This window comes from Amycolatopsis sp. NPDC041971 (assembly GCF_055588925.1).
In genome coordinates, this window is record NZ_JBVJCE010000001.1 from 123,724 (window position 1) to 148,314 (window position 24,591).

General features: G+C 68.8%; 27 protein-coding genes. 14 read left to right on the top strand and 13 right to left on the bottom strand.

All coding sequences use genetic code 11. The features are described from left to right. Positions 1-145: 145 nt before the first annotated feature. Positions 146-1,606 carry a peptide MFS transporter gene (locus ACZ6DT_RS00590; protein ID WP_465586611.1) on the bottom strand — a complete coding sequence of 487 codons (1,461 nt, stop codon included), beginning with the start codon at positions 1,604-1,606 and terminating at the stop codon, positions 146-148. Between the two features lie 208 nt (positions 1,607-1,814). Here ACZ6DT_RS00590 and nhaA point away from each other — a divergent pair, with 208 nt between their 5' ends. The 4 genes from nhaA to ACZ6DT_RS00610 are packed head-to-tail and all read left to right on the top strand — an operon-like array spanning position 1,815 to position 4,909. Continuing rightward, positions 1,815-3,011, top strand: a complete 1,197-nt coding sequence (nhaA, locus tag ACZ6DT_RS00595) for a Na+/H+ antiporter NhaA (RefSeq protein ID WP_465586614.1) — start codon at positions 1,815-1,817, stop codon at positions 3,009-3,011. A 51-nt stretch (positions 3,012-3,062) separates the two neighbouring features. Beyond that, on the top strand, positions 3,063-3,557 hold the full coding sequence (locus ACZ6DT_RS00600) for a phage holin family protein (RefSeq protein WP_465586617.1): 495 nt from the start codon (positions 3,063-3,065) through the stop codon (positions 3,555-3,557). A 15-nt stretch (positions 3,558-3,572) separates the two neighbouring features. After that, a complete protein-coding gene (locus ACZ6DT_RS00605; RefSeq protein ID WP_465586620.1) occupies positions 3,573-4,496 on the top strand; it encodes an alpha/beta fold hydrolase in 924 nt (307 codons plus the stop codon). Further along, the gene (locus ACZ6DT_RS00610) at positions 4,493-4,909 is read left to right on the top strand and encodes a DnaJ family domain-containing protein (RefSeq protein WP_465586622.1); all 417 of its coding nucleotides are present in this window, start codon (positions 4,493-4,495) and stop codon (positions 4,907-4,909) included. The genes ACZ6DT_RS00605 and ACZ6DT_RS00610 overlap by 4 nt, the downstream gene beginning before the upstream one ends. Positions 4,910-4,997: 88 nt before the next feature. Here ACZ6DT_RS00610 and ACZ6DT_RS00615 read toward each other — a convergent pair whose 3' ends face one another. Genes ACZ6DT_RS00615 through nth form a run of 4 tightly spaced genes read right to left on the bottom strand, consistent with a single transcriptional unit; the run spans position 4,998 to position 8,169 of the window. Further along, positions 4,998-6,182, bottom strand: a complete 1,185-nt coding sequence (locus ACZ6DT_RS00615) for a MarP family serine protease (RefSeq protein ID WP_465586625.1) — start codon at positions 6,180-6,182, stop codon at positions 4,998-5,000. A 6-nt stretch (positions 6,183-6,188) separates the two neighbouring features. Continuing rightward, positions 6,189-6,896 carry an NUDIX hydrolase gene (locus ACZ6DT_RS00620; protein ID WP_465586627.1) on the bottom strand — a complete coding sequence of 236 codons (708 nt, stop codon included), beginning with the start codon at positions 6,894-6,896 and terminating at the stop codon, positions 6,189-6,191. Beyond that, complete coding sequence (locus ACZ6DT_RS00625) at positions 6,893-7,489, bottom strand: TlpA family protein disulfide reductase (protein WP_465586630.1); 597 nt, start codon at positions 7,487-7,489, stop codon at positions 6,893-6,895. The genes ACZ6DT_RS00620 and ACZ6DT_RS00625 overlap by 4 nt, the downstream gene beginning before the upstream one ends. Then, the gene (gene nth / locus ACZ6DT_RS00630; RefSeq protein ID WP_465586631.1) at positions 7,486-8,169 is read right to left on the bottom strand and encodes an endonuclease III; all 684 of its coding nucleotides are present in this window, start codon (positions 8,167-8,169) and stop codon (positions 7,486-7,488) included. Before nth ends, ACZ6DT_RS00625 begins: the two co-directional genes overlap by 4 nt. A 237-nt stretch (positions 8,170-8,406) precedes the next feature. On the opposite strand from nth, the gene ACZ6DT_RS00635 reads away from it, so the two are divergent. The 4 genes from ACZ6DT_RS00635 to dnaN all read left to right on the top strand — a co-directional run bounded on the left by ACZ6DT_RS00635 (position 8,407) and on the right by dnaN (position 12,256). Further along, on the top strand, positions 8,407-8,658 hold the full coding sequence (locus ACZ6DT_RS00635; protein WP_005166943.1) for a hypothetical protein: 252 nt from the start codon (positions 8,407-8,409) through the stop codon (positions 8,656-8,658). Between the two features lie 159 nt (positions 8,659-8,817). Next, a complete protein-coding gene (locus tag ACZ6DT_RS00640; protein WP_465588737.1) occupies positions 8,818-9,492 on the top strand; it encodes a Crp/Fnr family transcriptional regulator in 675 nt (224 codons plus the stop codon). Between the two features lie 427 nt (positions 9,493-9,919). Then, positions 9,920-11,182, top strand: a complete 1,263-nt coding sequence (locus ACZ6DT_RS00645) for an MFS transporter (protein WP_465588739.1) — start codon at positions 9,920-9,922, stop codon at positions 11,180-11,182. Between the two features lie 9 nt (positions 11,183-11,191). Then, positions 11,192-12,256, top strand: coding sequence for a DNA polymerase III subunit beta (gene dnaN, locus ACZ6DT_RS00650; RefSeq protein ID WP_465586634.1), 1,065 nt, complete (start codon positions 11,192-11,194; stop codon positions 12,254-12,256). A gap of 155 nt (positions 12,257-12,411) precedes the next feature. Here the strand turns inward: dnaN and ACZ6DT_RS00655 are convergent, their stop codons facing one another. The 7 genes from ACZ6DT_RS00655 to ACZ6DT_RS00685 form a co-directional block, all read right to left on the bottom strand. Further along, the gene (locus ACZ6DT_RS00655; RefSeq protein ID WP_465586637.1) at positions 12,412-12,663 is read right to left on the bottom strand and encodes a glutaredoxin family protein; all 252 of its coding nucleotides are present in this window, start codon (positions 12,661-12,663) and stop codon (positions 12,412-12,414) included. Then, positions 12,660-13,430 (bottom strand): MBL fold metallo-hydrolase, encoded by a 771-nt coding sequence (locus ACZ6DT_RS00660; RefSeq protein WP_465586640.1) that lies wholly within the window; start codon positions 13,428-13,430, stop codon positions 12,660-12,662. The genes ACZ6DT_RS00655 and ACZ6DT_RS00660 overlap by 4 nt, the downstream gene beginning before the upstream one ends. Then, positions 13,427-14,239: an NUDIX hydrolase gene (locus tag ACZ6DT_RS00665; protein WP_465586643.1), complete on the bottom strand. Its 813-nt coding sequence runs from the start codon at positions 14,237-14,239 to the stop codon at positions 13,427-13,429. Before ACZ6DT_RS00665 ends, ACZ6DT_RS00660 begins: the two co-directional genes overlap by 4 nt. 89 nt (positions 14,240-14,328) lie before the next feature. After that, the gene (locus ACZ6DT_RS00670) at positions 14,329-15,471 is read right to left on the bottom strand and encodes a hypothetical protein (RefSeq protein ID WP_465586645.1); all 1,143 of its coding nucleotides are present in this window, start codon (positions 15,469-15,471) and stop codon (positions 14,329-14,331) included. Positions 15,472-15,509: 38 nt separating this feature from the next. After that, positions 15,510-16,139 (bottom strand): hypothetical protein, encoded by a 630-nt coding sequence (locus ACZ6DT_RS00675; protein ID WP_465586647.1) that lies wholly within the window; start codon positions 16,137-16,139, stop codon positions 15,510-15,512. After that, positions 16,139-16,594 (bottom strand): RidA family protein, encoded by a 456-nt coding sequence (locus tag ACZ6DT_RS00680; protein ID WP_465586649.1) that lies wholly within the window; start codon positions 16,592-16,594, stop codon positions 16,139-16,141. The genes ACZ6DT_RS00675 and ACZ6DT_RS00680 overlap by 1 nt, the downstream gene beginning before the upstream one ends. A gap of 12 nt (positions 16,595-16,606) precedes the next feature. Then, positions 16,607-16,768 carry a DUF4177 domain-containing protein gene (locus ACZ6DT_RS00685; RefSeq protein ID WP_465586652.1) on the bottom strand — a complete coding sequence of 54 codons (162 nt, stop codon included), beginning with the start codon at positions 16,766-16,768 and terminating at the stop codon, positions 16,607-16,609. 129 nt (positions 16,769-16,897) lie between these two features. On the opposite strand from ACZ6DT_RS00685, the gene ACZ6DT_RS00690 reads away from it, so the two are divergent. From ACZ6DT_RS00690 to bagB, 4 genes are all read left to right on the top strand, one after another. Beyond that, on the top strand, positions 16,898-17,842 hold the full coding sequence (locus ACZ6DT_RS00690) for an esterase/lipase family protein (RefSeq protein WP_465586655.1): 945 nt from the start codon (positions 16,898-16,900) through the stop codon (positions 17,840-17,842). Positions 17,843-18,064: 222 nt separating this feature from the next. Next, the gene (locus tag ACZ6DT_RS00695) at positions 18,065-18,313 is read left to right on the top strand and encodes a hypothetical protein (protein ID WP_465586658.1); all 249 of its coding nucleotides are present in this window, start codon (positions 18,065-18,067) and stop codon (positions 18,311-18,313) included. 22 nt (positions 18,314-18,335) lie between these two features. Continuing rightward, positions 18,336-19,340 (top strand): ATPase BagA, encoded by a 1,005-nt coding sequence (bagA, locus tag ACZ6DT_RS00700; RefSeq protein WP_465586661.1) that lies wholly within the window; start codon positions 18,336-18,338, stop codon positions 19,338-19,340. Continuing rightward, positions 19,340-20,470 carry an ATPase BagB gene (gene bagB, locus ACZ6DT_RS00705; RefSeq protein WP_465586663.1) on the top strand — a complete coding sequence of 377 codons (1,131 nt, stop codon included), beginning with the start codon at positions 19,340-19,342 and terminating at the stop codon, positions 20,468-20,470. Before bagA ends, bagB begins: the two co-directional genes overlap by 1 nt. Positions 20,471-20,533: 63 nt before the next feature. Here bagB and ACZ6DT_RS00710 read toward each other — a convergent pair whose 3' ends face one another. Then, positions 20,534-20,851 (bottom strand): WhiB family transcriptional regulator, encoded by a 318-nt coding sequence (locus ACZ6DT_RS00710; protein ID WP_020632155.1) that lies wholly within the window; start codon positions 20,849-20,851, stop codon positions 20,534-20,536. A 349-nt stretch (positions 20,852-21,200) separates the two neighbouring features. Between ACZ6DT_RS00710 and ACZ6DT_RS00715 the strand changes: the two genes are divergently transcribed. Beyond that, entirely contained in the window at positions 21,201-23,369 is a 2,169-nt protein-coding gene (locus ACZ6DT_RS00715; RefSeq protein WP_465586667.1) for a transglycosylase domain-containing protein, read from the top strand. 275 nt (positions 23,370-23,644) lie between these two features. After that, entirely contained in the window at positions 23,645-24,571 is a 927-nt protein-coding gene (locus tag ACZ6DT_RS00720) for a metallophosphoesterase (RefSeq protein WP_465588742.1), read from the top strand. The last annotated feature ends 20 nt before the right edge of the window (positions 24,572-24,591 follow it).

The following is a 24,591-nucleotide window of genomic DNA, read 5'->3' on the forward strand; positions in this document are numbered from 1 at the left end:
TGGTGTGTTTTTTGTTGCTTTGCTTGTCGGTTGGTCTGCCGTCTCCCCCTCCCCCCCCCCCCCCCCCCCCCCCCCCCCCCCCCCCCCCCCCCCCCCCCGCCGGACCGACCACGTTCGAGGATCGCTCGTCAGCGCGGGAAGAACGTCAGTGCACGCCCTTCATCAGCTTGCGGATCATCGGCGTCGCCACCAGGAGCGCCACACCGACCACGATGGCCACCCCGCCGACGATGCTGAAATACGGCGCTTCGTCGTCGACCGAGTAGTACTCGGCGAGCTTTCCGGACATCGCCGTACCGAGCGAAATGGACAGGAAGTTCAGCGCCACCATCTGCGTCCGGAACGCCTCCGGCGCGAGTTTGGTCGACAGCGAGAGGCCCACCGGCGAAAGCATCAGTTCCGCCATGGTGAACACGAACAGGATGCCGGCCAGTGCGAGCAGCGGGCTCGCGTTCTTGCCGCTGCCGACCATCGGGAGGAACAGCAGGAACGCCAAGCCCATCGTGACGGTGCCGAGTACGAATTTGATCGGCGAGGACGGCTGCTTCGGGCCGAGTTTCGTCCAGATCGCCGCGATCACCGGCGCGAACAGGATGATGAACACCGGGTTGATCGAGTTGACCCAAGCCACCGGCATCTCCCAGCCGAAGACGGTGCGGTTCAGCCGCTCGTCGGTGTAGGCCGCGACGACGGTGAACTGCTGCTGGTACAGCGAGAAGAACGCCGCGCTCGCGATGAACATCGGGATGAACGAGTACACCCGGGTGCGTTCGTCGGAGGTGATTTTCTTGCTGGTGATGATCACCACGAAGTAGATGACCGAGATGACCGCGACGGCCCCGACAACGATGTCGACCAGGTTCGCCGGGTTGATCACCCCGAAGACCACCAGCAGCACGATCGCCGCGACACCCACCGCGGCGCCGCCGTAGACCAGCGGACGCCGCGACGCGGGCAGCGGATTGGGGATCTCGCCCGCCTTGTCACCGAGGTTCTTGCGGCCGATCGTGTACTGGATCAGGCCGAGCGCCATGCCGACCGCGGCGAGCCCGAACCCGACGTGGAAACCGATCTCGCTCTGCGCGAGTCCGGTCAGCAGCGGGCCGACGAAGCCACCGACGTTCACGCCCATGTAGAAGATCGTGAAACCGCCGTCACGGCGCTCGTCACCCGGCGCGTACAGCGTCCCGACGATGGCGGTGGCGTTGGACTTCAGCCCGCCGCTGCCGACGGCCACGCAGACGAGGCCGACACCGATGCCCGCCAGACCGGGCAGTACCGCCAGGCTGATGTGGCCGATCATGATGAGGATCGCGCTGTAGAACAGCGTTCGTTCGGAGCCGAGTACGCGGTCCGCGACCCAGGCACCGATCACGGCCGACAGGTAGACCATGCCGCCGTACGCGCCGACGATGCCGAGCGCGGAAGCCTTCGGCAGCGCCAGGCCGCCCTGACTGACTTCGTAGTAAAGGTAAATGGGAAGGATGCCGAGCATCCCGTAGAACGAGAAGCGTTCCCACATCTCCACGCCGAACAGGTTCGCGAGCCCTCGTGGGTGCCCGAAGAACCTGGTGTCTTGCTGGACCTCGGTAGAGGTACTCACCATGCCGTCCTTATCGAAGACATCGTTGTCGGTTTCCGGTTGACATGCTAGAAGCCCACCCCGTGGACGGGACACCGACGTCCGCATGATCTCTGTGGCAGCTGTCATGAACGCGAGATTTCCGCAGCTCGAGGTATTAAAATCGCGTCAAGGTGCGCCGGGAAGTCTGGTCGGCAACAGTATTAGTCGTCGCCGAAACCCGGAGGATGCCTTGTCCGGCCCCACTCGCCCCGCGAAAGCCGTCGCCGACTTCGCCCGCTACCTGCGCACGGAGACGACCGGTGGGATGATCCTGCTCGGCGCCACCGCGATCGCCCTCCTGTGGGCCAATTCGCCCATCGACGACATTTACCGCGCGATTCGTGATTTCCGGCTCGGGCCCGAATTCCTCCATCTGAATCTGACGATCGGCGACTGGGCGAAGGACGGCCTGCTCGCGCTGTTCTTCTTCGTCGCCGGGCTCGAACTCAAACGCGAACTCGTGGTCGGTGAGCTCTCCCGCTTCAAACAGGCGATCCTGCCGGTGGTCGCCGCGATCGGTGGCATGGTCGTCCCGGCGCTGGTCGCGGTCGCCGTCGGCTGGGGAGCGCCGGGCATCGAACGCGCGTGGGCCATCCCGGTCGCCACGGACATCGCGTTCGCGCTGGGCGTCCTCGCGCTGACCGCGTCGAACCTGCCGAGCAGCGCCAGGGTCTTCCTGCTCTCGCTCGCGGTGGTCGACGACCTCGGCGCGATCCTCGTCATCGCGATCCTGTTCACCGCGAAGTTCGACCTCGTCGCCGCAGGCGTCGCCGTCGTCGCGCTCGCGTTGTACGCCTACCTGCAGAAGCGCCGCGTCCGCAGCGCCTGGATCTACGTGCCGCTGGCCTTGATCACCTGGGTCGCGGTGCATTCGGCCGGCGTCCACGCCACCATCGCCGGCGTCGCGCTCGGGCTGCTCACCCGCGTCCGCGCCGACGAAGGCGAGGAGCACGCGCCCGCGATCCGGCTCGAACACCGGCTACAGCCGTGGTCGGCCGCGGTGGCGGTGCCGTTGTTCGCGCTGTTCGCGGCCGGGATCAAGGTGGACGGCGAATCGCTCGGCCAGGTGTTCACCACGGCGTTGCCGCTGGCCATCCTGGTCGGGCTGGTCGGCGGGAAGCTGCTCGGGATCTTCGGCGCCAGCCTGCTCGCGGTGAAGTTCAAGCTCGCGGAGAAACCCAGGGGTGTGGGCTGGCGGGACATCGGCGCGCTGTCGATGCTCGGCGGCGTCGGGTTCACGGTGAGCCTGCTGATCGCCGATCTCGCGCTCGAGGGGGAAGCCGTCGAACTCGCGAAAACGTCCGTCTTGATCGCCTCCGCCGTCGCCTCGCTGGCGGGTGCCGGTCTGCTCCTGCATCGCAGCCGTGTCCACGCTCAGGACGATTGAGTACGCGACACTCGCCGGTCCGCCGCGCCCGTGATCGGGGCACGTGGCACGATGACCGGTGTGAGCAGCCCCAAGCACGAACGTACCGGCCCCGACGGCGTGGGGGCCGTGCCCTACCTCCCCCTGTCGAGCGATGACGACGTGGTAGCGAGCGAGCAGTCCCTCGGGAAACTCGTCGGCGATGCCACACAGCACGTCTCGACGCTGATCCGCGCCGAGGTCGAGCTGGCCAAGTCCGAGGTCGTCGCGGAGGCGAAGAAGGGCCTCAAGGGCGCCATCTTCTTCCTTGTCGCGCTGGTCATCGGCCTGTACAGCTCGTTCTTCTTCTTTTTCTTCCTCGGCGAGCTGCTGTCGGAGTTCCTGCAGCGCTGGGCGGCGTTCCTGATCGTGTTCGGGCTGATGCTCGTCTCGACGGCCGTCGCGGGCTTCCTCGGCTACCGGAAGATGAAGAAGATCAAGGCGCCGGAGCGCACGATCAACAGCTTCAAGGACACCGCCGCCGCGTTCAAGCCGCGTCATGACGACGCGTCCGCGGACCGCGACTGAGAAGTCTTCGAGTCGGTGCAGGCGACACCGGATCCGTCGATCGTCCGGATCGACGGCCCGTGGACCCATCGTGACGTCTCGGCGAACGGCATCCGGCTGCACGTCGCCGAACTCGGTGATGGGCCGGTGGTCCTGCTGCTGCACGGGTTCGCCGAGTTCTGGTGGACCTGGCACCACCAGCTGCGGGCGCTCGCCGACGCCGGTTTCCGCGCGGTCGCGGTCGATCTTCGCGGCTACGGCGACTCGGACAAGCCCCCGCGCGGTTACGACGCGTGGACCTTGGCAGGCGACGTCGGCGGGCTGATCAAGTCGCTCGGCGCGCGCAAGGCCCATCTCGTCGGACACGCCTGGGGCGGCATGCTCGCGTGGACGGTCGGCGCGCTGCACCCCCGGCTGGTGTCTTCGGTCAGCGTGCTGGGTGGCGCGCATCCGCTGGCGTTGCGACGAGCCGTCCGGCGGCCGGGACAGTTGCGGGCCTCGGGACATCTGTTCCGTTTCCAGCTGCCGATGGCGCCGGAGAAATGGCTGGTCAAGGACGAAGCGCTCGCCGTCGAAGAGCTGTTCCGGTCCTGGGCCGGTCCACAGTGGACGGACACCCCCGACTTCACCGAGACCGTGCGGACGTTCCGGCAGGCGATGCTCGTGCAGGGAGTGCCGCACAGCGCGCTCGAGTACTACCGATGGGCGTTCCGCGCGCAGTTCCGCGGCGAAGGCCGCCGGTTCAGCGAAGCACTGCAAGGCCGCTTCGCTCCCCGCGTGCTGCAACTGCACGGCGAGGAAGACCGGTGCGTCCTGCCCGAGACGGCGGCGGCGTCGCGGCGCTGGGCCCCGGACGCTCGTCTCGAGCGCTGGCCCGGCGTCGGGCACTTTCCGCATCTGGAGGCTCCGGAGCGCACGTCGGCGGCGCTACTGGACTTCCTCCGTATCTTGGAAGCATGACCGAGCGCAAACCGACGGGCGTGTCGTTCGAGTCCTGGGTGGACCGGCAGATCAGCGCCGCGGCGGCGAAAGGCGAGTTCGACGACCTGCCCGGCGCGGGGAAACCACTGCCGAAGACCGACGGCAAGGACACGGCGCTGACCTGGGTGGTGAACAAGGTCCGCGGCGAAGGGCACGACGTTTCGGCGCTGCTGCCGCCGTCACTGGCCATCGCGAAGGAACTCGACGACCTGCCGGACACGCTGGCGCGGGTGCGTCGTGAGGCGCGGGTGCGGGAGATCGTCGAGGACCTGAACGAACGGATCCGCGCCGAGCACCGGCGTCCGGCGGGCGGTCCGGTGCTGCGGGCCCGGCCGCTGGATGTGGAGGAGACCGTCGCTTCTTGGCGCGAAGGCCTCTCCTCCGGCTCCTGACGCACCCCTCCGCGCGTGCTAGGAACGGTCCGTTCCTAGCAAATTTCGCAATGAACGGACCGTTCCTAGCATCGGCGGAGGGGTCAGCTCAGTTCGCGCAGGGACCGGTCGACGCGTTCGCGCTCAACGCCGGAGCCGTGTCCACCACCGGCCGCACCTGCTCCGAAGTCAGCGTGAAGCCGGTCTCCGGATCTTCCACGGCCGCGCCGAAGACGACCCCGATGACCTCGCCCTCGGGATTGATCATCGGCCCGCCCGAGTTTCCGCTGCGGACCTGCCCGCGCACGGTGAACACGTCGCGCTGCACGGTGTTGGACTCGTAGATGTCCGGTCCGCGCAGGTTGATCCGGCCGCGCACCCTGGCCGGGGTCGCGGTGTACGGGCCGTCGAGCGGGTAGCCGAGCACGATCGCGTTGTCGCCTGCCCGCGCCACCCGCGGCGTGAACGGCAGCACCGGGGCCTGGAGCCTCGGCACCGCGAGCACGGCCACGTCGGCCTCGGGGTCGAAGTAGACGACCCTGGCCGGGAACTTGCCCGAAGTCGACTCGATGGCGACCTCGTCGGTCCCCGCGACGACGTGCGCGTTCGTCATCACGCGCTGCGGCGCGATGACGAATCCGCTGCCCTCCAGCGCCCGCGAACACGAACTCGCGTTCCCGCGGATCTTCACGACGCTGCGGTGCACCTGTTTGACGATCGCGCTCGCCTGCAAGGCGGTGTCCGGCGGGCTGGTGTCCTGGACGTTCGGCTTCTGGAACGGGTCCACAATGGACGGGAAGCCGGACGCGTCGAGCAGTTTCCGCAGTTCGCTCGGGAAGCCCTGCGCCGCGTCCGGCATCACGTTGTTGACCTCGCCGAGCACCACCGAGCTGTTGATCGACTTCGCCAGCCCCGGCACCCCCGAGACGGCCGTGAGCGGCGTCGCGATCAGCCAGGCGACCACGAACACCACGGCGGCCTGCACCACCGCGCCGAGTGACTTGTCGACACCGGAAAGCTTGTCCGGGTTGATCTTCTGCCGCAGTTTCCGGCCTGCCCAGACGCCGAGGGTCTCGCCGAGCGCGACCAGGAACACCACGGTCGCCACCGCGAAGGCGACCTTCGCCGCCGGATGTTCGAAGAGTTCGACGATCAGCGGCGCGATCTTGATCCCGGCGAGCGCTCCGAGCACCACCCCGACCAGCGAAGGGAGGGCGATGATCACCCCCTGGAACGCGCCGGACACGCCCGCCAGCAGCGCGAGGAGGATCACCAGTACGTCGACCCAGTTCACCGGCGCCTACTCCTTCTCCGGCACTTGCCGCCCGTCGACCCGCGCCTGATGTTCGGCCAACGCTACGTCAAGGTCCCGGACGTCGCCTTGGTCCCAGTCCCGTTCCCAGCCACCGAGCGACAACGTCATCGCCAGCAGGCCGGCCGTGAAGCCCCAGACGAACAGCCCGCCGACGTCGAACGCGGGCCCCTTCCAGTCGTAGCCCTCGCGCGTGACCTGGAACCGGTTGGCCGGGTCGGTGAGTTCGGCGACCGGCACCCTGGCCACCGCCGCCGTCTCACCGGGATCGACGGCGTGCACCGGGGACGGTGTCCGCCAGTAGGCGAGCACCGGCGTCACGGCGAAGGCGGACACCGGCACGAACAGTTCCGGGAAGATCGCCACCGGCAGCACGCCGGCGGGCTCGACGCCGGTCTCCTCCTCCGCCTCGCGCAACGCGGTACCGACCGGCCCGCCGTCGTCCGGCTCGGCGCCCCCGCCGGGGAAGGAGACCTGGCCCGCGTGGGAGCCCAGGGTGTCGGCGCGGCGCTGGAGCAGCACGTCCGGCCCCTGCGGGCCCTCGCCGAAGAGCATCAGGACGGACGCGGACCGGTAGCTCGCGTCCGGCGGCACGCTGAACCGGCTGAAGGTGGCCGCGTCGAGGTCCCCGCTGATCTTGACCAGCGGTTGCAACCAGGCGGGCACGGCGTCGGTGTCCACGAGGGGGCCGGTCATGGTTTCCCTTCCACAGCGGCGCGCACCTGGTCAGTGTTCAGGAAGACGCGTGGGTTCTCGATGAGCCTCACCTCGCCCCCCGCCGTGACCAGGTACGTCGCGGGAAGGGAGGAAGGGACCTTTAGTGCCGTCCGCACCGGACCCGACCGTCCGTCACCGTCGAACACCGACGGCAGCCGGACACCGAGATCGGCCAACATCGCCAGCCCGTCGGCCCCAGAGCTCGCGACCTGGACGAGGAGTACGCGGGCGGCGCCGGGCAGCGCGGCGTATTCCTGCAGCGACGGCAGTTCGGCGCGGCACGGCTCGCACCACGACGCCCACAGGTTGACCAGCACCGGACCACCCGAGAGCACCTTGGCGAGGTCGACCCGGGAGCCGTCGCCGAGGCATTCGACGTCGACCCCGCTCAGCTTCGCCACCTCGCCCGGTCCGGGCGGCGGGCAAGGAGCGAGCGCGGCCTTCGCACGGGCGGCCGTGAGGTCTCCCGACGTCCTGGCGGGTTCCTGGCCGTCACGGGTCGTGAGCAACGCGGCGATCAGGGCCACCACCAGCACGGCGGCACCGAGGGCCAGTTTGGTGACCCTGGTCACCGGCGCGCCGCCAGCTCGAGGATGTGGTCGCGCTCTTCGCCCTTGACCAGCTTCGCGGCTTCTTCGAATTCCGTCGGACCGGTTCCGTACGAGGGGCACAGCTTGGCCAGCGGGCAGGCGCCGCAGGCGGGTTTACGGGCGTGACAGACACGACGGCCGTGGAAGATCGTCCGGTGCGAGAGGAGCGTCCACTCCTTGCGCGGGATCAGCTCGCCGACGGCGTGCTCGACCTTGACCGGGTCCTCCTCCTCGGTCCAGCCCCAGCGGCGGACCAGGCGGCCGAAATGGGTGTCGACGGTGATCCCGGGAACCCCGAAGGCGTCGCCGAGCACGACATTGGCCGTTTTGCGGCCGACACCGGGCAGTGTGACGAGGTCCTTCAGCTTGCCGGGCACTTCGCCGTCGTAGCGCTCCACCAGCGCGGCGCCCAGGCCCAGCAGTGAGTTCGCCTTGGCGCGGAAGAACCCCGTCGGCCGGAGGTACTCCTCGAGTTCCGCGCGATCGGCGCCGGCGTAGTCCGCGGCGGTTCGGTAGCGCGCGAAAAGCGCGGGCGTGACCTGATTCACGCGGACGTCGGTGGTCTGCGCCGACAGCACGACCGCGACCAGCAGTTCGAGCGGAGTGGTGAAGTCAAGCTCACAGTGCGCGTCGGGGAACTCGTCGTCGAGGCAACGCTTCATCCGCCTGGCGCGTCTCACCAACGCGAGCCGGCTTTCACCCTTGCCCCCCGCGCGGGGGGCATTGGTGGGGGCAGGAGGCACCCCGATAGCCTACGGGCGCCATCGGTCGAGCCAGTGGGAGCACCCGCCGGTCGACGGCCGACACGCCAGAGCACCACCTCGGCGCTTCGATCGAGGACGCCATGAGCGAGGATCTGGAGTAATGCACAACTTTTCGGAATTCCCGGAGCAGGCCGCATGACCGTGTGGTTCGTCATCCTCGTCCCCTTGGTGATCATGTTCTTCGCGCTGTTCATGGAACGCGTGGAGACCCGGCTCAAGCACGTCGCGGTGCAGGAGAACGAAGTCGAGGAGTTTCTCGAGCAGGCGCAGCCCAACGAGGTCAGGGCCCTTTACGGGCACGGCATCGGGCGCGCGCTCGAGCTTTTCCGGCTGCGCAGGCTCGGCGGGAAGGCGGCCAGGCTTCGCGCGCGGCGCGTGCGGAGTTAGGCTCCACGTTCGAGCGAGATCGTTCCGGGCACGCGCGCACGTTCGGCGTGCCGACGAGCGATCTCGCGCGCACGACCTAGACTGACGCGAAAAGTGATCGACGACACGGTCCTCGCCCGACGAGGATCGACGTCGTATCTCGATGAGGAGGCACCCGAGGTGGACGAAACCCTGGCCCGAGCGGGCATTTTCCAGGGTGTTGAGCCGGCAGCCGCCGAGGCGCTGGCGCAGACCTTGGAATCCGTGGAGTTCCCTCGCGGGCATGTCATCTTCAACGAGGGTGAACCCGGCGACAAGCTTTACATCATCCAGGCCGGCAAGGTGAAGATCGGCCGCAAGTCACCTGACGGCCGCGAGAACCTGCTGGGCATCTTCGGCCCGTCCGACATGTTCGGCGAGTTGTCCATTTTCGACCCCGGCCCGCGGACGTCCAGCGCGACGACCGTGACCGAGGTCCGCGCGGTGACGATGGACCGCCCGGCGCTGCGGCAGTGGATCTCCACCCGCCCGGAGATCGCCGAGCAGTTACTGCGTGTGGTCGCCCGCAGGCTGCGCCGGACGAACAACATGGTCGCCGAGCTGATCTTCACCGACGTCCCCGGACGCGTGGCGCGCGCGCTGCTGCAGCTCGCGCAGCGGTTCGGCAGCCAGGAAGCCGGTCTGCTGCGGGTCACCCACGACCTGACGCAGGAAGAAATCGCCCAGTACGTCGGCGCTTCGCGCGAGACCGTCAACAAGGCTCTCGCCGACTTCGCGCACCGTGGCTGGCTGCGGCTCGAGGGCAAGAGCGTCCTGATCCTGGACCCGGAGCGGCTGGCCCGCCGCGCCCGCTAGCCCGTCGCGAGGAACCCGCACCTGTCCTGACATCCGGGACCCGACAACACAACGAAGAGCCGGGCGCCACCCCCGACGTGGCGCACCGGCTCTTCGCTGTGCGCGGACCATCCCCCGACGATCCGCGCTCCCCGCCCTCCGGAACAAGGCCCCGACCCGTACGCCGGAGGGAGCTGGAGACTGTGTGGTTGTCGTACAACCATCCACGGCCATCGGCCGTGAACTCAAGTTCTTTCACTCTCAAGGACGCCATCTGCGTCGGTTTGTTGCCCCGAATGACCCAGAATTGACTGACTGTTACCCGATCGTGACGAACCTGACCGGCTCCCAGCGCGCATCACCTGAATCCGGTGGTGACCGAACTTACCGCCCCGGAACTGGTACTCGCGTACCAAAGTAGTTCATACTGGTACGCGTGTCCCAGTCTGTGTCCGCCTCCGCCGAGAGCCATCGCACCTCCCTCGCCGACTACCGAGCCGCGCTGACCGCGCCCGGCTCCCGCGGGGCGGTGATCGCGTCCCTGCTCGCCCGCCTGCCGATCGCGATGATCGGCATCTCGGCGCTGCTCTACGTCCAACGGGAGACGGGCTCCTTCGCCTCGGCCGGACTGGTTTCGGCCGGGTCGCTGGTGGGCGTCTCCGTCGGCGCGGTCGTGCAGGGACGGCTCATCGACCGTTTCGGCCCGACACGGCCGCTGTTGACGACCACCGTGCTCTTCGCGCTGGCGATGACCGGGCTGGTGTTCGCGATCGAGGCGCACGCGCCGACCCTTGTGCTGGTCCCGCTCGCCTTCGGCACCGGGATCACGGAACCGATGGTCGGTTCGGCTTCGCGGGCGCTGTGGACACGGCTGCTGCCCGCCGGGCCGACGCGGAACGCCGCGTTCTCCTACGAGGCGATCAGCATGGAGGTCTTCTTCATCCTCGGTCCCGGGTTCGCCGGCCTGCTGATCGCGGCGCCGTGGGCGGGCACCGGCATCGTGACCGGCTCGCTGACGATGATCGCGGGCGCGGTGCTGTTCGCGCTGAACCCGACCGTGCGGGCCTGGGGGCCGTCACCGTCCTCGGGCGGCAAACTGCTCGGCGCGCTGGCCAGCCCCGGGATGCGCACGCTCGCCATCGCCGCGCTGGGCTTCGGCGCTGTGATCGGCTTCGTCGAGGTCGCCGTCCCGGCGGCCGCCACCGAAGCGGGGAACACCTCCATCGGCGGGCTGCTGCTCTCGGCCTGGTCGGTCAGCTCGGTCGCGTTCGGCGTCGCGTACAGCCTGCGCCCGTGGCCGCGTCAGATGGGCTTGCGGCTGCCGGTGCTGCTGGCGGGCTTCGGCGCGCTCGTGGCGCTGCTCGCGTTGCCGGGTTCGCTCTGGGGCCTCGCGCTCGCCATGCTCGCCGCGGGCGCGCTCATCACGCCGCAGTCGACGACGCACTCGGCGGCCATCGAGATCGCCGCACCGAAGGGTACGGCGGCCGAGGCGTTCGGCTGGGTGCTCACCTCGGTGACCCTCGGCCTCGCGTTCGGGCAGTCGATCAGTGGCTACCTCGTCGAGCACGCCGGGTACGAAGCGGCGTTCCTCGCCGCCGGCGCCGTCGGATTCGCGCTCGCCGTTGTGGTGTGGCTGATGCGCGGCACCTTCCGCCCGCGGCCGTCCGATGCCGTCGCCGAAGCCTCCGAACTTGTCGGTGCCGCCCGCTAACTTGCGGGCATGGACCTGACTGCCGACACCCGCTCCCTCTCGTCCGCCGTTTCCGCCGCCGCACGGTTGCTGTCGGCCCGCTCCGGTCTGCTCCTGCGCGCCGGGCGGGAAGGCCTGACCGTCGGCGGCGAAGACAGCGAACGAGCGGTCCGCCTGACCAGCGACGCCATGGTTCACACCGACGGCGAGGTCCTCGTCCCGGCCGGGCCGCTCGCGGAGACGCTGCGGATGCTCGACGGCGACTTGGTGCGCCTGGTCGTCGAGGGAGCACGGCTGGCCGTGCGCGTGGACGGCGGCCGGTTCGCACTTCCGTTGCTGAGCCGCGAACTGAACCTCCCGGACATGCCACCGAAGGTGTCCGAAGTGGACGGTCACGCGCTGGGGACCGCGTTGCGCACGGTCGCGGGCACGGCGGCCAAGGACGACGCGTTGCCGATGTTCACCGGCGTCCGCGTGCAGAGCTTCAGCCGTGAGCTGCGGTTGACGGCGTCCGACCGGTACCGGATGGCCGTCGCCACCCTGTCTTTGCGTTCCGAAGGCGAGCCGATCGACGCGCTCGTCCCGGCAGGCCTGCTGGCCGAGACGGCGAAGCAGGCTCGCGGCACCGTCGGCCTGCACGGCGACAGGACCCGGTTCGGGCTGAGCTGGGCCGGAGTCACCGTCACCACCGCCGTACTCGACGCGGGATTCCTGTCGGAGAAGCTGATCGAATCGTCCACTGTGGACACGACGGTCGAGGTCGCCGCCGACGCGCTGGCCGCCGCCGTGCGCCGGGTCGGCGTCTACGCGGACGAGCGCCGGGTGCTGACGCTGGAGGTCGGCGACTCGCAACTGCGGCTGGCCAGTTCGAAGCAGGACACCGGCGAGGCCGAGGAGACCTTGAAGGCGGAGGTTTCGGGCGGCCGGACGTCGCCCTCGTTCCAGGCGCGCTACCTGCTGGACGCGCTGCAGGGTTTCGCCGGGGAACGGGTGCGGCTCGATATCCAGCCCGGCATGCGGGCCTGCGTCATCCGCGCGGTGGAGCCGGGCGAGGTGGCGCTGACGTACTACGTGATGCCGATGCTTCCCCGCTGAGCCTGGGTCTCGACTGCCCTTAAAGGACTTACCGAGGCGGAGACATGTCGCGACCTCGAAGCTGAATCCCGACGCACCCATCCCCTGCCGAACGCCATGAACGGTCCGTTACTTGCAAATTTTGCAAGTAACGGACCGTTCATAGCATTGGCGACTCAGGCGGAAGCAGCCTTCACCGCGGTCTCGATCTCACCGAACGAAGGGTTCACCATCGCCTTCGAGCCCACGAAGACCGTCGGCACGACCTCGTTCCCGTTCGCCACCGAACGCACCCGCGCGGCGGCGTCCGGGTCCTCCCAGATGTTGATCCGCTTCACCTTGAAGCCGCTCTTCGACAGCGGCCGCTCCAACGCGGCGCAGAACCCGCATCCGGGGCGCCAGTAGAACTCGACTTCGACGTCACTCATTCGCCGTCCTCCGACCTCAGGTAGTCCAATTGTGCTTGCACACTCCACTCCGCGGGCACCCACAGAGCCTTGTCGACGTCGGCGTAGACGACCTCGACGACCTGGCGCGGGGTGGCGTCGGCGCCGAGTGTCTCCAAGGCCGAACGCACCTGGTCGAGCCGTTCTTCCCGGTGCGCCAGGTATTCGCGCGCGGTCGCGGCCAGGTCGGGCAGTTCCGGGCCGTGGCCCGGCAGGCCGATGGTGCCGCCGGGCAGCTCGATGAGTTTCCGCAGCGAGCGCAGGTAGTCACCGAGGTCGTGCAGCACGGTGGTGCCGCGGCCGAGGATGGTGTCACCGGTCAGGATCTGCCCGTCGGAGACCAGGCAGATCGAGTCATCAGTGTGCCCCGGCGTGTGCAGCACCGACAGCCGGACGCCGCCGGCCTCGATCACTTCACCGTCCACAAGGGACTTCCCGTCGACACAGAGCGACTCGTCGAAGGCCCGCACCGGAGCGCCGACGCGTTCGGCGAACCAGGGCGCGCCCTCGGCATGGTCGGGGTGGTGGTGGGTCAGGACGATCAGCTCGACGGCGCCGGTCTCCGCCAGCAAGGTCAGATGCTCGACATCCTCGTGGCCGGGGTCGACGACCACGGAACCCGACGCGCCGGATCCGCGCAGCACCCAGGAGTTGGTGCCCTCCAACGTCATCGACGACGGGTTGTGCTCCAGCAGCACGGAAGCCGTTGGCGTGATCTGGCGCAACACGCCGTACGCGGGGGCGCTCACGCCGGGTCCAGGACGACGCGGACCTTGTCGCCGTCACGCACCAGCGTCGGCATGATCTTCACGATCTCGCGCTCGACGGCCTGTGCCGCGGCCGCCGAGTCGAATTCGCCCAGTTCCGCGAGCGTGATCCAGGTCGGGGGCATGAGCATGCGGCGCCCTTCCTTGGCGTCGGCGATGGCCTCTTCGGGCCGCTGCCAGCCGGAGCCGACGGCCTCGGAGGTGGCACCGTCCGCCTGCTGTCCCTCGGGCAGCACGGCGACGAAGAAGCAGGTGTCGTAGCGGCGCGGTTCCTGGGGCGGGGTGACCCAGTTCGCCCATGGGCGCAGGAGATCCGCGCGCAGCGTCAGGCCGTTCGCCTCGAGGAAAGCGGCAAGCGAGAGCTCGCGGGAGACCAGCTTTTCGCGGGCGTCGTGGTATCGCGTCGCATCGGCGACGACGGAGTCTCCGAGGCTCGCGAGCAGCACGCCCGACTCCTCGAACGTCTCCCGCACGGCCGCGCACACCAGGGCGCGGGCCAGTGATTCCTCGCAGCCGAAACGCTCCGCCCACCAGGCAGGCTCCGGGCCCGACCAGCTCACCGAGGTGTCGACATCGCGGGAATCCACGCCACCGCCGGGGAAGACGGTCATCCCGCCCGCGAACGGCATGCCCTTCACCCGATGCTGCAGGAAGACCTCGACGCCGTCGGCGCCGTCGCGGAGGAGGATCACGGTCGCCGCGTCCTTGGGCGTCACCGGCTCGCCGTCGGCGTTGGCACGGGTGCCCACCCCGGCCCCCACCGGGATGTCGAATGTCAGTTCTTCAGCCACCCTCGCAACCTAACATCGCATTTCGTCCTCTGGATGCGGTAGTTGCGCGTGCAACCACCGCATCCAGAGGACGAAACGCGTAGGGATTGCTAGGACCAGCTCGAGCCGCTGCTGCGCGAAGCGCCGTTCAGCCGGATCTTCGCCGCTTCGGCGCGCTCCCGTTCGGCGAGTTCGGCGTGCAGCTCGCGCAGGAGAGCGCGGTCGCGCTCGCTCAGGCTGGGGTCGTCGAGGTCGAGAGCGGGCAGCTCGACGACCTCGTGCATGCTCGGCTTGCCCGTGGCGATCTCACGGCCCTTTTCCGGGTCCTCCTTGAGCGCCTGGCGCAGCTGCGCCACTTCGGCCGGGGTCAGGTCGGCCGTGCGCTCCGCGCGGGTCTCCGCCCGCGATTTGCGCGGCGGCGCCGTCTCCGGAGCAGGTGCCGCCAGTGCGGGCGCCTGCTGCACGATCGGCACCACCGGCGCGATCGGCTCGACCGGTTCGTGCGTACCGCTGCCGACCGGCCGCAGCCCGTGCCTGCTCGGCTGTTCCTTGACCGGCTCGGGAGCCGGGGAGGGAGCGGACGGCGGGGTCACCGGCTCGGACCGAAAGTCACTGGAATGGGTACTCCCGGTGACCCAGACAGGACTCGCGGCCGACGACGCGGCCTGGTGGTACGCGGACCGCGCGACGCCGGGTCCCGCGACCTCGACGACCGAACGGATGCCCGCGCGGCGAAGCGCGGTGTCCACGCGGAACGCGACCGCGGGCGGGTTGCCCTCCGGGCCGATCTCGACCAGGACGACCCGCTGCGGCAGCGCGCCGGGCACGCTGCCGGCGGGCGTGTTCCGCCACACCGCGTGCACCGACCGGACGTCCGGCAGCACCTGCAGGGTGCGGTCGAGCGCTTCGGCGAGGCCGAATTCGGGCTGGTTCTCGCCGGTGAACCGGTGGGTGAGCACCGGCTCGTCCTCCTCGACGACCAGCAGATCGTTCGCCAGGGTGGCGTCGGACCGGCTCATCTCGAGGACGAGGGCGAGTTCACGCTGTTCGGACGAGCTCACCGGGATCTTCCCCGCGATCAGGGTGCCGGTGGTGAGTTCCACCGCTTCGTCGATGTGCGCACGCGCGATCAGCTCACGCGCTTCGGTCAAAGCACTGTCGTCGATCCGACCCGCCAGGGCCAGTAACAGGTTGTGCAGGCGCAGGGGCACCGAGAACCCGTCCATGGGCGGGCCGTCGTGGACCTCCACCATTGCTCTGCTCCCTCCCGGCTCGCCTGGTGGAGCGAGCGTTAAGCGGCGACCAGCCGACTTCCGGTGTCCACCGCGCCCACACAGATGAGCTCGGAGTTGGCGAGTGCGATGCGGTGATAGCCGGTGAGGTCGATGCTCGGCGGGAGAACCTCGACGCCGGGCTCCTCGTCACCCAGCACGCGCAGGACGCGCTGCAGTTCGCCGGTCAACCTCGGCAGCCCGTTCAGCGCCGTGACCAGGAGGACTCGTTTCGCCCCACCCTCGCCGACCACACCGAGGTGTCGCCAGCTTTGCCGCACTTCACCCACATCCGGCCGTCCCCGCAACGTCGCGTGGATCAATACGGACACTGAGTCGACGGAGTTCACCCATTCGGGCGCACTCTGCGTGAATGTGTACCTGGTCTCGGTGACGTCGTCTACCCCCAGGGTGGAACTCACCTGATGCCAATCGGCCCCGTGCGGAATGAGCCCGGCGACTAGCAGGCGATACTCGGTTTGATCGAGGTCGATCCTGTGCTTAAGCAAAGACCTCGGCAGGGTCCGCGCGAGCGTCCCCATCGCGCCTTCGCCCAGCCAGTCACGGAACCGCCACAGGAGCTGGTCCGGCAGCCGTCCGGCCAACCGGAGCAGGAGCTCGTGCGAGGACTTCTCGATGTCCGGGTCCATCACTTCACCTCCACGATCAGTTCGATCTCGACCGGCGCCCCGATCGGCAGCTCGGCGACACCGACGGCCGAACGGGCGTGGATGCCCGCCTCGCCGAAGATCTCGCCGAGCAGCTCGGACGCCCCGTTGATCACCGCGGGCTGACCGGTGAAGCCCTCCGCGGACGCCACGAACCCGACGACCTTGACGACCCGCACCAAGTTGTCGATCCCGACGACGGAGTCGACCGCGGCGAGGGCGTTCAGGATCGACGTCCGCGCGTACTGCTTCGCTTCTTCGGGACTGACCTCGGCGCCGACCTTGCCGGTCGCTTCGAGCTCGCCCTTGACGAAGGGCAGCTGCCCGGCCGTGTAGACGTGCGAACCGGTGCGGACGGCGGGCACGTAGGCCGCCAGCGGGGCGGCGACGGCGGGCAGTTCGATACCGAGCTCGGCGAGTCGATCGCTCCAGGTCATGGCTTCAATCCCTCAGTTCTTGGCTCGTTTGAGGTAGGCGACGTGCTGCTCGCCGGTCGGGTTCGGGAGCACGCTGACGAGCTCCCAGCCGTCCTCGCCCCACTGGTCGAGGATCTGCTTGGTGGCGTGGATCAACAGGGGGACGGTCGCGTACTCCCACTTGGTGGCGCTCATGCCCGGGAGCGTAGCCAAACCGGCAAGGGCGCCCGACACGCATGCGGAAAACCCTCTCGCGAGCGGTTCGCCGTTTTCCGGTCGATGTGGTTCACTTCACACCTACTCAGGAGTAGATAGGACGCCGACATGCGGACGACGAAGTCCCTCGCCGCCACTTTCCTGGCCGCGGCCCTTGCCCTGATCTGCGCTTCACCGGCGCTCGCCGAGGAGGCACTCCCCGTTCCGTGGACCCTCGCCGCGGCGCTGCCCGCGCAGGCGGCGAATCCCGGCGGCCCGCCACCCGGCGCGAACGACTTCGGCTGCCGCCCGAGCGCGGCCCATCCGAATCCGGTGGTGCTCACCCACGGCCTCAGCGCCAACCAGACGGTGAACTGGCAGACGTTCAGCCCGCTGCTCAAGAACAACGGGTACTGCGTCTTTTCCTTGACCTACGGCGTTCCCGGGAAACCGCTGCCGATCTACCAGCCCGGCGGGCTCCTGCCGATGGAGCAGAGCGCGAAGGAACTTTCGGCGTTCGTCGACAAGGTGCTCGGTGCGACCGGAGCGGCCAAGGTGGACATCCTCGGGCATTCCGAGGGAACGCTGATGCCTTCTTATTACGTGAAGTTCCTCGGCGGAGCGTCCAAAGTGGACAAGTACGTCAGCCTGACGCCGCTGTGGGACGGCACGACGCTGTTCGGCGCCTCGCATCTGTACGCGCTCGTCGGCGCGCTGGGGCTGGCGCCCGGGTTCAACGGCGTCCTCGACCCGCTGTGCGGCTCATGCCGCCAGTTCCTGCGCGGCTCGGAGTTCCTCACGAACCTGCGGTCGGGCAACGGCGTCTTCCAGCCGGGCGTGACCTACACGAACATCATGACCCGCTACGACGAGGCCGTCGTCCCGTACACGAGCGGCATGGGCAAGGGACCGAACGTGAAGAACATCGTCCTGCAGGACAGCTGCGTGCTGGACCTGGCCGAGCACGGCGGCGTCGCCGCCGACCGCAACGCCGCCGGGCACGTCCTCAACGCACTGGACCCGGCGCACGCGAAACCGGTCCCCTGCGTGCCCGCGACCCCCATCGGAAGCTGACGGACGCCATACCCGCGGCGATCTCGCGTGATCAGACGCCGAACTCGCGTGATCAAACGCCGAACTCGCGTGATCAGAAGCGGAACTCGCGTGATCAGAAGGCGAACTCATGACATCGGCGCTCAATCACGCGAGATCGGCGCTCAATCACGCGAGATCGGCGCTCAATCACGCGAGATCGGCGCTCGATCACGCGGGTGGCGGGGCGCTACGGTGGGCCGGGTGGAGACCTGGCGTGTGGTCGCGACCGTCCTGCTCGCCGCGGCCGGGCTGCCGCTGGTACTGGTCCTGATGGCGAAGGCACGGGACCGGACGGACAGCTCGGCGACGGTCGCGATCACCGGCGCCGTGGCCTTCGTGGTGCTCCTGCTGCTCGGTGTGGTGATGCTCACGGTGCTGCCCGGCGCTCTGACCTGGGCCATCGCCGCGGTGGTGGCGGCCGCGCTCGGCGTCATGATGCTGGCGAGCTGAAAGCTCAATTAGGGTGGGACCGGTGAGCACATCCCTTGCCGGCTGGACCGACGAACTCGCGAGAGCCAGGCTGCATTTCGTCACCGGTAAGGGCGGGACGGGCAAGACCACGCTCGCCGCCTCGCTGGGCCTCGCCCTCGCCAAGGGCGGGCGCCGCGTCCTGCTGATCGAGGTCGAAGGCCGCCAGGGCATCGCCCAGCTCTTCGACAACGAGCCGCTGCCGTACGCCGAGCAGCGCATCGCGGCCGTCCCCGGTGGCGGTGAGCTGCGTGCCCTGCACATCGACGTCGAGGCCGCGCTACTCGAGTACTTCGAGATGTTCTACAACCTCGGCTTCGCGGGGCGGACCCTGCGGCGGATGGGCGCGATCGAGTTCGCGACCACGCTCGCGCCGGGTCTGCGTGACGTCCTGCTCACCGGGAAGATCAAGGAATGCGTCGGCCGGACCGAATCGGACGGCCGCCACACCTACGACGCCGTCGTCGTCGACTCGCCGCCCACCGGCCGGGTCGTGAAGTTCCTCGACGTCACCAAGGCGCTGACCGACCTCGCCAAGACCGGCCCGATCCGCGGCCAGGCCGACGGCGTCGTCCGGCTGCTGCACTCCGGCGAGACCGCCGTCCACCTGGTGACGCTGCTGGAAGAGATGCCGGTGCGGGAGACCGTCGAAGCGGTCGCCGAACTCGACGGCGCGGATCTGCGCCCCGGCGCGGTGCTGGTCAACCGGGTCCGCCCGCCGCGGCTGCCCGCCCGCTCGGTGACCGCCGCCGCGGACGGCCGTGTCGACGCCTCCCGCGTCCGCGCCGGGCTCGCGTCCGCCGGGCTGAACCTGCCCGACAGCACCCTCGACGCGCTGGTCGAGGAGACCGTCGAGCACGCCGTGCGGGTCGCGGCCGAACAGCGCGCTCGCGAGCAACTGGCCGAAGCCGATCTGCCGGGCCTGGAACTGCCGGACCTGACCGACGGGGTCGACGTCGCGGCGCTCTACGAGCTCGCCGAAGCGCTGACCGAGCAGGGGGTGCGCTGATGTCGGACGTCCTGGAGGTCGACAAGCTCATCGACGATCCGGCGAGCCGGGTCATCGTGTGCTGCGGATCCGGCGGGGTCGGCAAGACGACCACCGCGGCGGCGCTGGCGTTGCGCGCGGCCGAACGCGGGCGGCAGACGGTGGTGCTCACCATCGACCCGGCCCGGCGGCTGGCGCAGGCGCTCGGCCTGCGCGAACTGGGCAATCACCCGAAACAGGTGCAGGTCGAGGGCTTCGAGCCCAAGGGCGAACTCTGGGCGATGATGCTCGACATGCGCCGCACCTTCGACGACATGGTGCGCGTGCACGCCGGCCCGGAACGCGCCGAGCAGCTGCTGCAGAACCCCTTCTACCAGACCATTTCCACGTCGTTCTCCGGCACGCAGGAGTACATGGCGATGGAGAAGCTGGGGCAGCTCGCGGCCACCGACGAATGGGATCTGATCATCGTCGACACGCCGCCGAGCCGGTCCGCGCTGGACTTCCTCGACGCGCCGACACGGCTTTCCAGCGCGCTCGACGGCCGGATGATCCGGCTGCTCACCGGGCCCGCGAAGGCCGGCGGCTGGGGTCTGCGCAAGGTCGTCAACGCCGGGTTCTCGATGTTCGCGAAGGCCGTCTCGACAATCATCGGCGGCCAACTGCTGACCGACGCTTCGGCGTTCATGCAGGCCTTCGACAGCATGTTCGGCGGCTTCCGCGAACGCGCGCGCAAGACCTCCGAGCTGCTGCGGTCCGGCGGGACGTCGTTCCTCGTGGTGGCCGCGCCGGAGCCGGACGCGCTGCGCGAGGCGTCCTACTTCGTGGAGCGGCTTTCGGAAGAGAGCATGCCGCTGGCCGGACTGGTCGCGAACCGGACGCATCCGGTGCTGGCCCCGTTGTCCGGCGCGGAGGCCATCGCGGCCGCCGAGCAGCTGGCGAAGGGCGAGGCCGGCGCACCGCTGGCCGAAGCCGTCCTTCGCCTGCACGCGGACCGGGTCGCGCTGGCCGATCGAGAGAAGCGGCTGCTCGCCAGGTTCACGTGGGCGCATCCCGAGGTCCCGCTGGTGCGGGTGCCCGCGCTCCCCAGTGACGTGCACGATCTCGAAGGCCTGCGCGACATCGGCGTTCGCCTCGCCACCCAGTCCTGAGTTTCCGTGAAGGACCCCTTCCCTACCTTGGACTCAGGGAAGAGGTCCTTCACGGAATCATGATCACGAGACTCGGACGCGTACGTCTTCCTCTTCGTCGATCCCGGTGAAACTGCGCTTCGCCGCTTCAAGCAGGTCCGCCCAGCTGGTCACGTCCGGCCGCCGCCTCAGCAGCGCCCGCCGTTCCCGTTCGGTCATACCTCCCCAGATGCCGAAGTTGATCCGGCCATCGAGCGCTTCGGCGAGGCATTCCGTCCTGACCGGGCAACCGAGGCAGACCGCCTTGGCCCGGTTCTGTTCCGCCCCCCGGACGAACAAGCCATCCGGATCGGTGTCGCGGCACGACGCATTGACTCGCCAGCTCGACTGGTTGGTTTCCATACCCCCAGCTCCCTACCCTGGTGTTCGACACACCACGGGGGGACGAAAAGCCTGCGCTCCTGCCCCCATGAGCGTGTCTCCCTGTGTGCTCACGTCGGTTGAGCCGACACCTCCCCGGTGCCGGTGCCTCCGTTCGGTCGAATGCGACTGCCGCTCGCACTCACCCGTCTGTCGGCTTTTTCATACGTGAGACGTTGACGGACTGTAGGGGCCCTCGGTTCCCCCCGCCAAGCCCTAGAATGCCTCCCGTTACCAGCCGTCACCTCATGGGGTCGATTTCGTAATCAAATGCGACCCGCAGCCAGGTGACGTCACGGTGGGCTAACGGGCTCCGCGTACCCTGGTCCGCGTGCGCAAAACGGACGGTCTGCTGAAGCTCCTTGGCCTTTGTGTGCTCGCGGGGGTGCTGGTCGCGGGGATGTTGTTCCCGGTGGCGGGTGCCGCGGGGGTGCTGTCGAACCAGGCGAGCGAGACCGTCGACAAGACATCTTCGGACCTCGCGGACATTCCGCCGCCACTGGTGACGACGATCACCGACAACACCGGCAAGCAGATCGCGACGCTGTACAAGCAGTTCCGCATCCCGACGACCGAGACCCAGATCAACGACGCCATGAAGTGGGCGCTGATCTCGGTCGAGGACAAGCGCTTCTACGAGCACAACGGGGTGGACTGGAAGGGCACGCTGCGCGCCGCGGTCAGCAACACCACCGGCGGGGACACCCAAGGCGCGTCGACGCTGACGCAGCAGTACGTCAAGAACTACCTGATCAACGTCGTCTACCGGGACGACAAGCCGGGACAGAAGCGAGCACAGGAACAGTCGATCGCCCGGAAGCTGAAGGAAGCCCGCATCGCGATCCAGCTGGAAACCAAGCTGAACAAGATGCAGATCCTGACCGGCTACCTGAACGTCGTCGAATTCTCGCGCGAGATCTACGGCGTCGGCGCGGCCGCGAACGCGTACTTCAACACGCCCGTCGAGAAGCTCACGGTGCCGCAGGCGGCGTTGCTGGCCGGTCTGGTGAACAACCCGAGCTTCAATGACCCGTGGAAGAACCCGGCGAGGGCGACCGAACGCCGCAACCTGGTGCTGGACCGCATGGTCGACAACCAGAAGCTCGCGAAGGCGGACGCGGAACGGTTCAAGGCCGAGCCACTCGGCGTCGTCGAAGGCGGCCCGCAGAAACCGGCGCCGAACTGCACCGGCGCCGGTCCGGAGAACGGTTTCTTCTGCCAGTACGTCGAGGACTATCTCCTCGAGGCCGGAATGACGAAGGACGACCTCTACACCGGCGGCTACCGGATCAAGACAACTTTGGACGAACGGGCGAACCACGAAGCCAAGATGTCGGCCGAAGCTCAGGTCAAGAAGACGCAGGAAAACGTCGCGAACACGCTTTCGCTGGTGAAACCGGGCAAGCAACGGCACGAAGTCGTGGCGCTGGCGGCGAACCGTGACTACGGGCTTCACGAAGACCAAGGGCAGACGACCTTCGCGTTGCCATCCGGTGTCTACAACACCGCCGGCGCCGGCTCGTCGTACAAGGTCTTCACCGCCGCCGCCGCGCTGGAAGCCGGCGTGGCCGGGATCAACAGCCCCCTGCCGGTGCCCGACTTCTACACCTCGCACGTGTTCGCCGGCGGCGGCAACCGCTGCGCCCCGACCGGGCCGCCGCTGCGTTCACGCTGGTACTGCCTCGGCAACGCGACCGACTACAACGCCGCGGCCGGGGGCATGTCGCTGCAGCAGGCGCTGGCGACCTCGCCGAACACCGCCTTCGTGATCCTCGAGGAGAAGATCGGGAACACCGGACCGGTCGTGGAAATGGCGCGCAAGCTCGGCATGCGCGACACGATGGCCAGCAACCTCGGCGGGGGTACCGTCGACCCGAACTCCGACAACAGCGGTGTCAACACCAGCCAGCTGCACGCCTACGGCCCGAAGCCCGGCTGGGCGGGAACGGGTGCGTTCACCCTCGGCGTGAGCCCGCTCAGCGGCCTCGAACTGGCGAACGTCGGCGCCACGATCATGAGCGGCGGCGTCTGGTGCCCGCCGACCCCGCTGGCCGGCGTCACCGACCGGGACGGAAAGCCGGTGCCCGTCAAGGAAGCCGCCTGCGAGCAGGTGGTGCCCGAAGGCCTCGCCAACACCCTCGCGGTCGGTCTGAGCCGGGACAGTCAGCCCGGCGGCACGTCGTTCGGCGCCGCGAGCGGCGTCAAGTGGAACCGGCCGGTGATGGGCAAGACCGGGACCTCGCAGAACAACGGGGCGGGGACCTACCTCGGGGCCACTCCGCAGCTCGCGGGCGCGGCGATGGTGTTCCGCCCGAAGGGTGGCAGCGGTGGCCTCTGCTACCTCGGCCCGGGTAACGTGACCGCTCGCGGCTGCGAGAACATGTTCGGCGGGAAGACGCCGGCGCAGACCTGGTTCGGGGCGATGTCGAAGATCCTCGAAGGCCAGGAACCGCTGCCGCTGCCGCAGCCGGACCCGAAGTACCTGGGTGGCGGACGCTGACCGCGTTCACCAGGGCAAATCACGATGAGTTATACGAATCTAACTTTAAGTGAGCAGCTGGCGGCTTAACGGGGAACAACGGCCGACGGGATCATGTCGACGCATCGCCAGACCCCATGCCGACCACGGAAAGTGAAGAAAAGAGGCCATTCCAGCGATTTCCCGGCATCGCCGGAATGGGGGCGAACGATCACCACCCATGAGCACGTAAACTGGACATTGTGAGTACGCTCAGTAACAAAAGCACTTCGGGGACGACGGTACGGCGCTTGGCCGTGGGAACCGTCGCCCTGGGAGCCGCGACCCTCGGTTACGCGGTCGGTATCGAAAGGCGCCGGTGGACGCTTCGCACCGCGGAGCTCCCGGTCCTCGCGGCAGGGGCGAAGCCCTTCACGATCCTTCACATCTCGGACCTGCACATGCTTCCGGGCCACGTGAGCAAGCAACGCTGGGTAGCGGCGCTCGACGACCTCGAACCGGACCTCGTCGTGAACACCGGTGACAACCTGTCACATCGGCAAGCCGTGCCGTCCGTTCTGCGCGCACTCGGCCCCCTGCTCGACCGGCCCGGTGTGTTCATCTTCGGCAGCAACGACTACTACGCGCCGAAACCGAAGAATCCCGCGCGCTACGTCATGCCGAAGGGCAAGAAGAAGCGGATCCACGGCGAGCACCTGCCGTGGCGCGACCTCCGCGCGGCCTTCGTCGAACACGGCTGGCACGACCTGACCCACGTCCGCCGCACCATCGAGGTCGCCGACCAATACGTGTTCACCGCCGGCGTCGACGACGCCCACCTCCGCCGCGACCGCTACGCCGACATCGCCGGCCCGGTGGACACCGCGGCGGCCGTCCGCATCGGCGTCACGCACTCGCCGGAGCCCCGCGTACTCGACGAGTTCGCGGGCGACGGTTACGACCTCGTCCTCGCCGGGCACACGCACGGCGGACAGCTGCGGATCCCGGGCTACGGCGCGCTCGTCACCAACTGCGAACTCGACCGCACCCGCGCCCGCGGCGCGTCCCGCTGGGGCGCCCAGATGTGGCTCCACGTTTCCGCCGGAATGGGCACCTCGCCGTACGCCCCCGCCCGCTTCGCGTGCCCGCCCGAGGCGAGCCTGCTGACCCTCGTCCCACGGGGCACCACCAGCGCGAACCACCGGAAAGCAGCCCCCCGTAGAGCCCGAAACACCGTCCGCTAAACTTCTCCTCGACCCGCTAA

What these genes read in the sequence shown, in the direction of transcription:
- ACZ6DT_RS00590 (WP_465586611.1), bottom strand. Translation starts at nt 1,606, where the DNA reads ATGGTGAGTACCTCTACCGAGGTCCAGCAAGACACCAGGTTCTTCGGG.
- ACZ6DT_RS00600 (WP_465586617.1), top strand. Translation starts at nt 3,063, where the DNA reads ATGACCGGTGTGAGCAGCCCCAAGCACGAACGTACCGGCCCCGACGGC.
- ACZ6DT_RS00610 (WP_465586622.1), top strand. Translation starts at nt 4,493, where the DNA reads ATGACCGAGCGCAAACCGACGGGCGTGTCGTTCGAGTCCTGGGTGGAC.
- ACZ6DT_RS00620 (WP_465586627.1), bottom strand. Translation starts at nt 6,896, where the DNA reads ATGACCGGCCCCCTCGTGGACACCGACGCCGTGCCCGCCTGGTTGCAA.
- nth (WP_465586631.1), bottom strand. Translation starts at nt 8,169, where the DNA reads ATGAAGCGTTGCCTCGACGACGAGTTCCCCGACGCGCACTGTGAGCTT.
- ACZ6DT_RS00635 (WP_005166943.1), top strand. Translation starts at nt 8,407, where the DNA reads ATGACCGTGTGGTTCGTCATCCTCGTCCCCTTGGTGATCATGTTCTTC.
- dnaN (WP_465586634.1), top strand. Translation starts at nt 11,192, where the DNA reads ATGGACCTGACTGCCGACACCCGCTCCCTCTCGTCCGCCGTTTCCGCC.
- ACZ6DT_RS00655 (WP_465586637.1), bottom strand. Translation starts at nt 12,663, where the DNA reads ATGAGTGACGTCGAAGTCGAGTTCTACTGGCGCCCCGGATGCGGGTTC.
- ACZ6DT_RS00670 (WP_465586645.1), bottom strand. Translation starts at nt 15,471, where the DNA reads ATGGTGGAGGTCCACGACGGCCCGCCCATGGACGGGTTCTCGGTGCCC.
- ACZ6DT_RS00675 (WP_465586647.1), bottom strand. Translation starts at nt 16,139, where the DNA reads ATGGACCCGGACATCGAGAAGTCCTCGCACGAGCTCCTGCTCCGGTTG.
- ACZ6DT_RS00680 (WP_465586649.1), bottom strand. Translation starts at nt 16,594, where the DNA reads ATGACCTGGAGCGATCGACTCGCCGAGCTCGGTATCGAACTGCCCGCC.
- ACZ6DT_RS00685 (WP_465586652.1), bottom strand. Translation starts at nt 16,768, where the DNA reads ATGAGCGCCACCAAGTGGGAGTACGCGACCGTCCCCCTGTTGATCCAC.
- ACZ6DT_RS00690 (WP_465586655.1), top strand. Translation starts at nt 16,898, where the DNA reads ATGCGGACGACGAAGTCCCTCGCCGCCACTTTCCTGGCCGCGGCCCTT.
- bagB (WP_465586663.1), top strand. Translation starts at nt 19,340, where the DNA reads ATGTCGGACGTCCTGGAGGTCGACAAGCTCATCGACGATCCGGCGAGC.
- ACZ6DT_RS00710 (WP_020632155.1), bottom strand. Translation starts at nt 20,851, where the DNA reads ATGGAAACCAACCAGTCGAGCTGGCGAGTCAATGCGTCGTGCCGCGAC.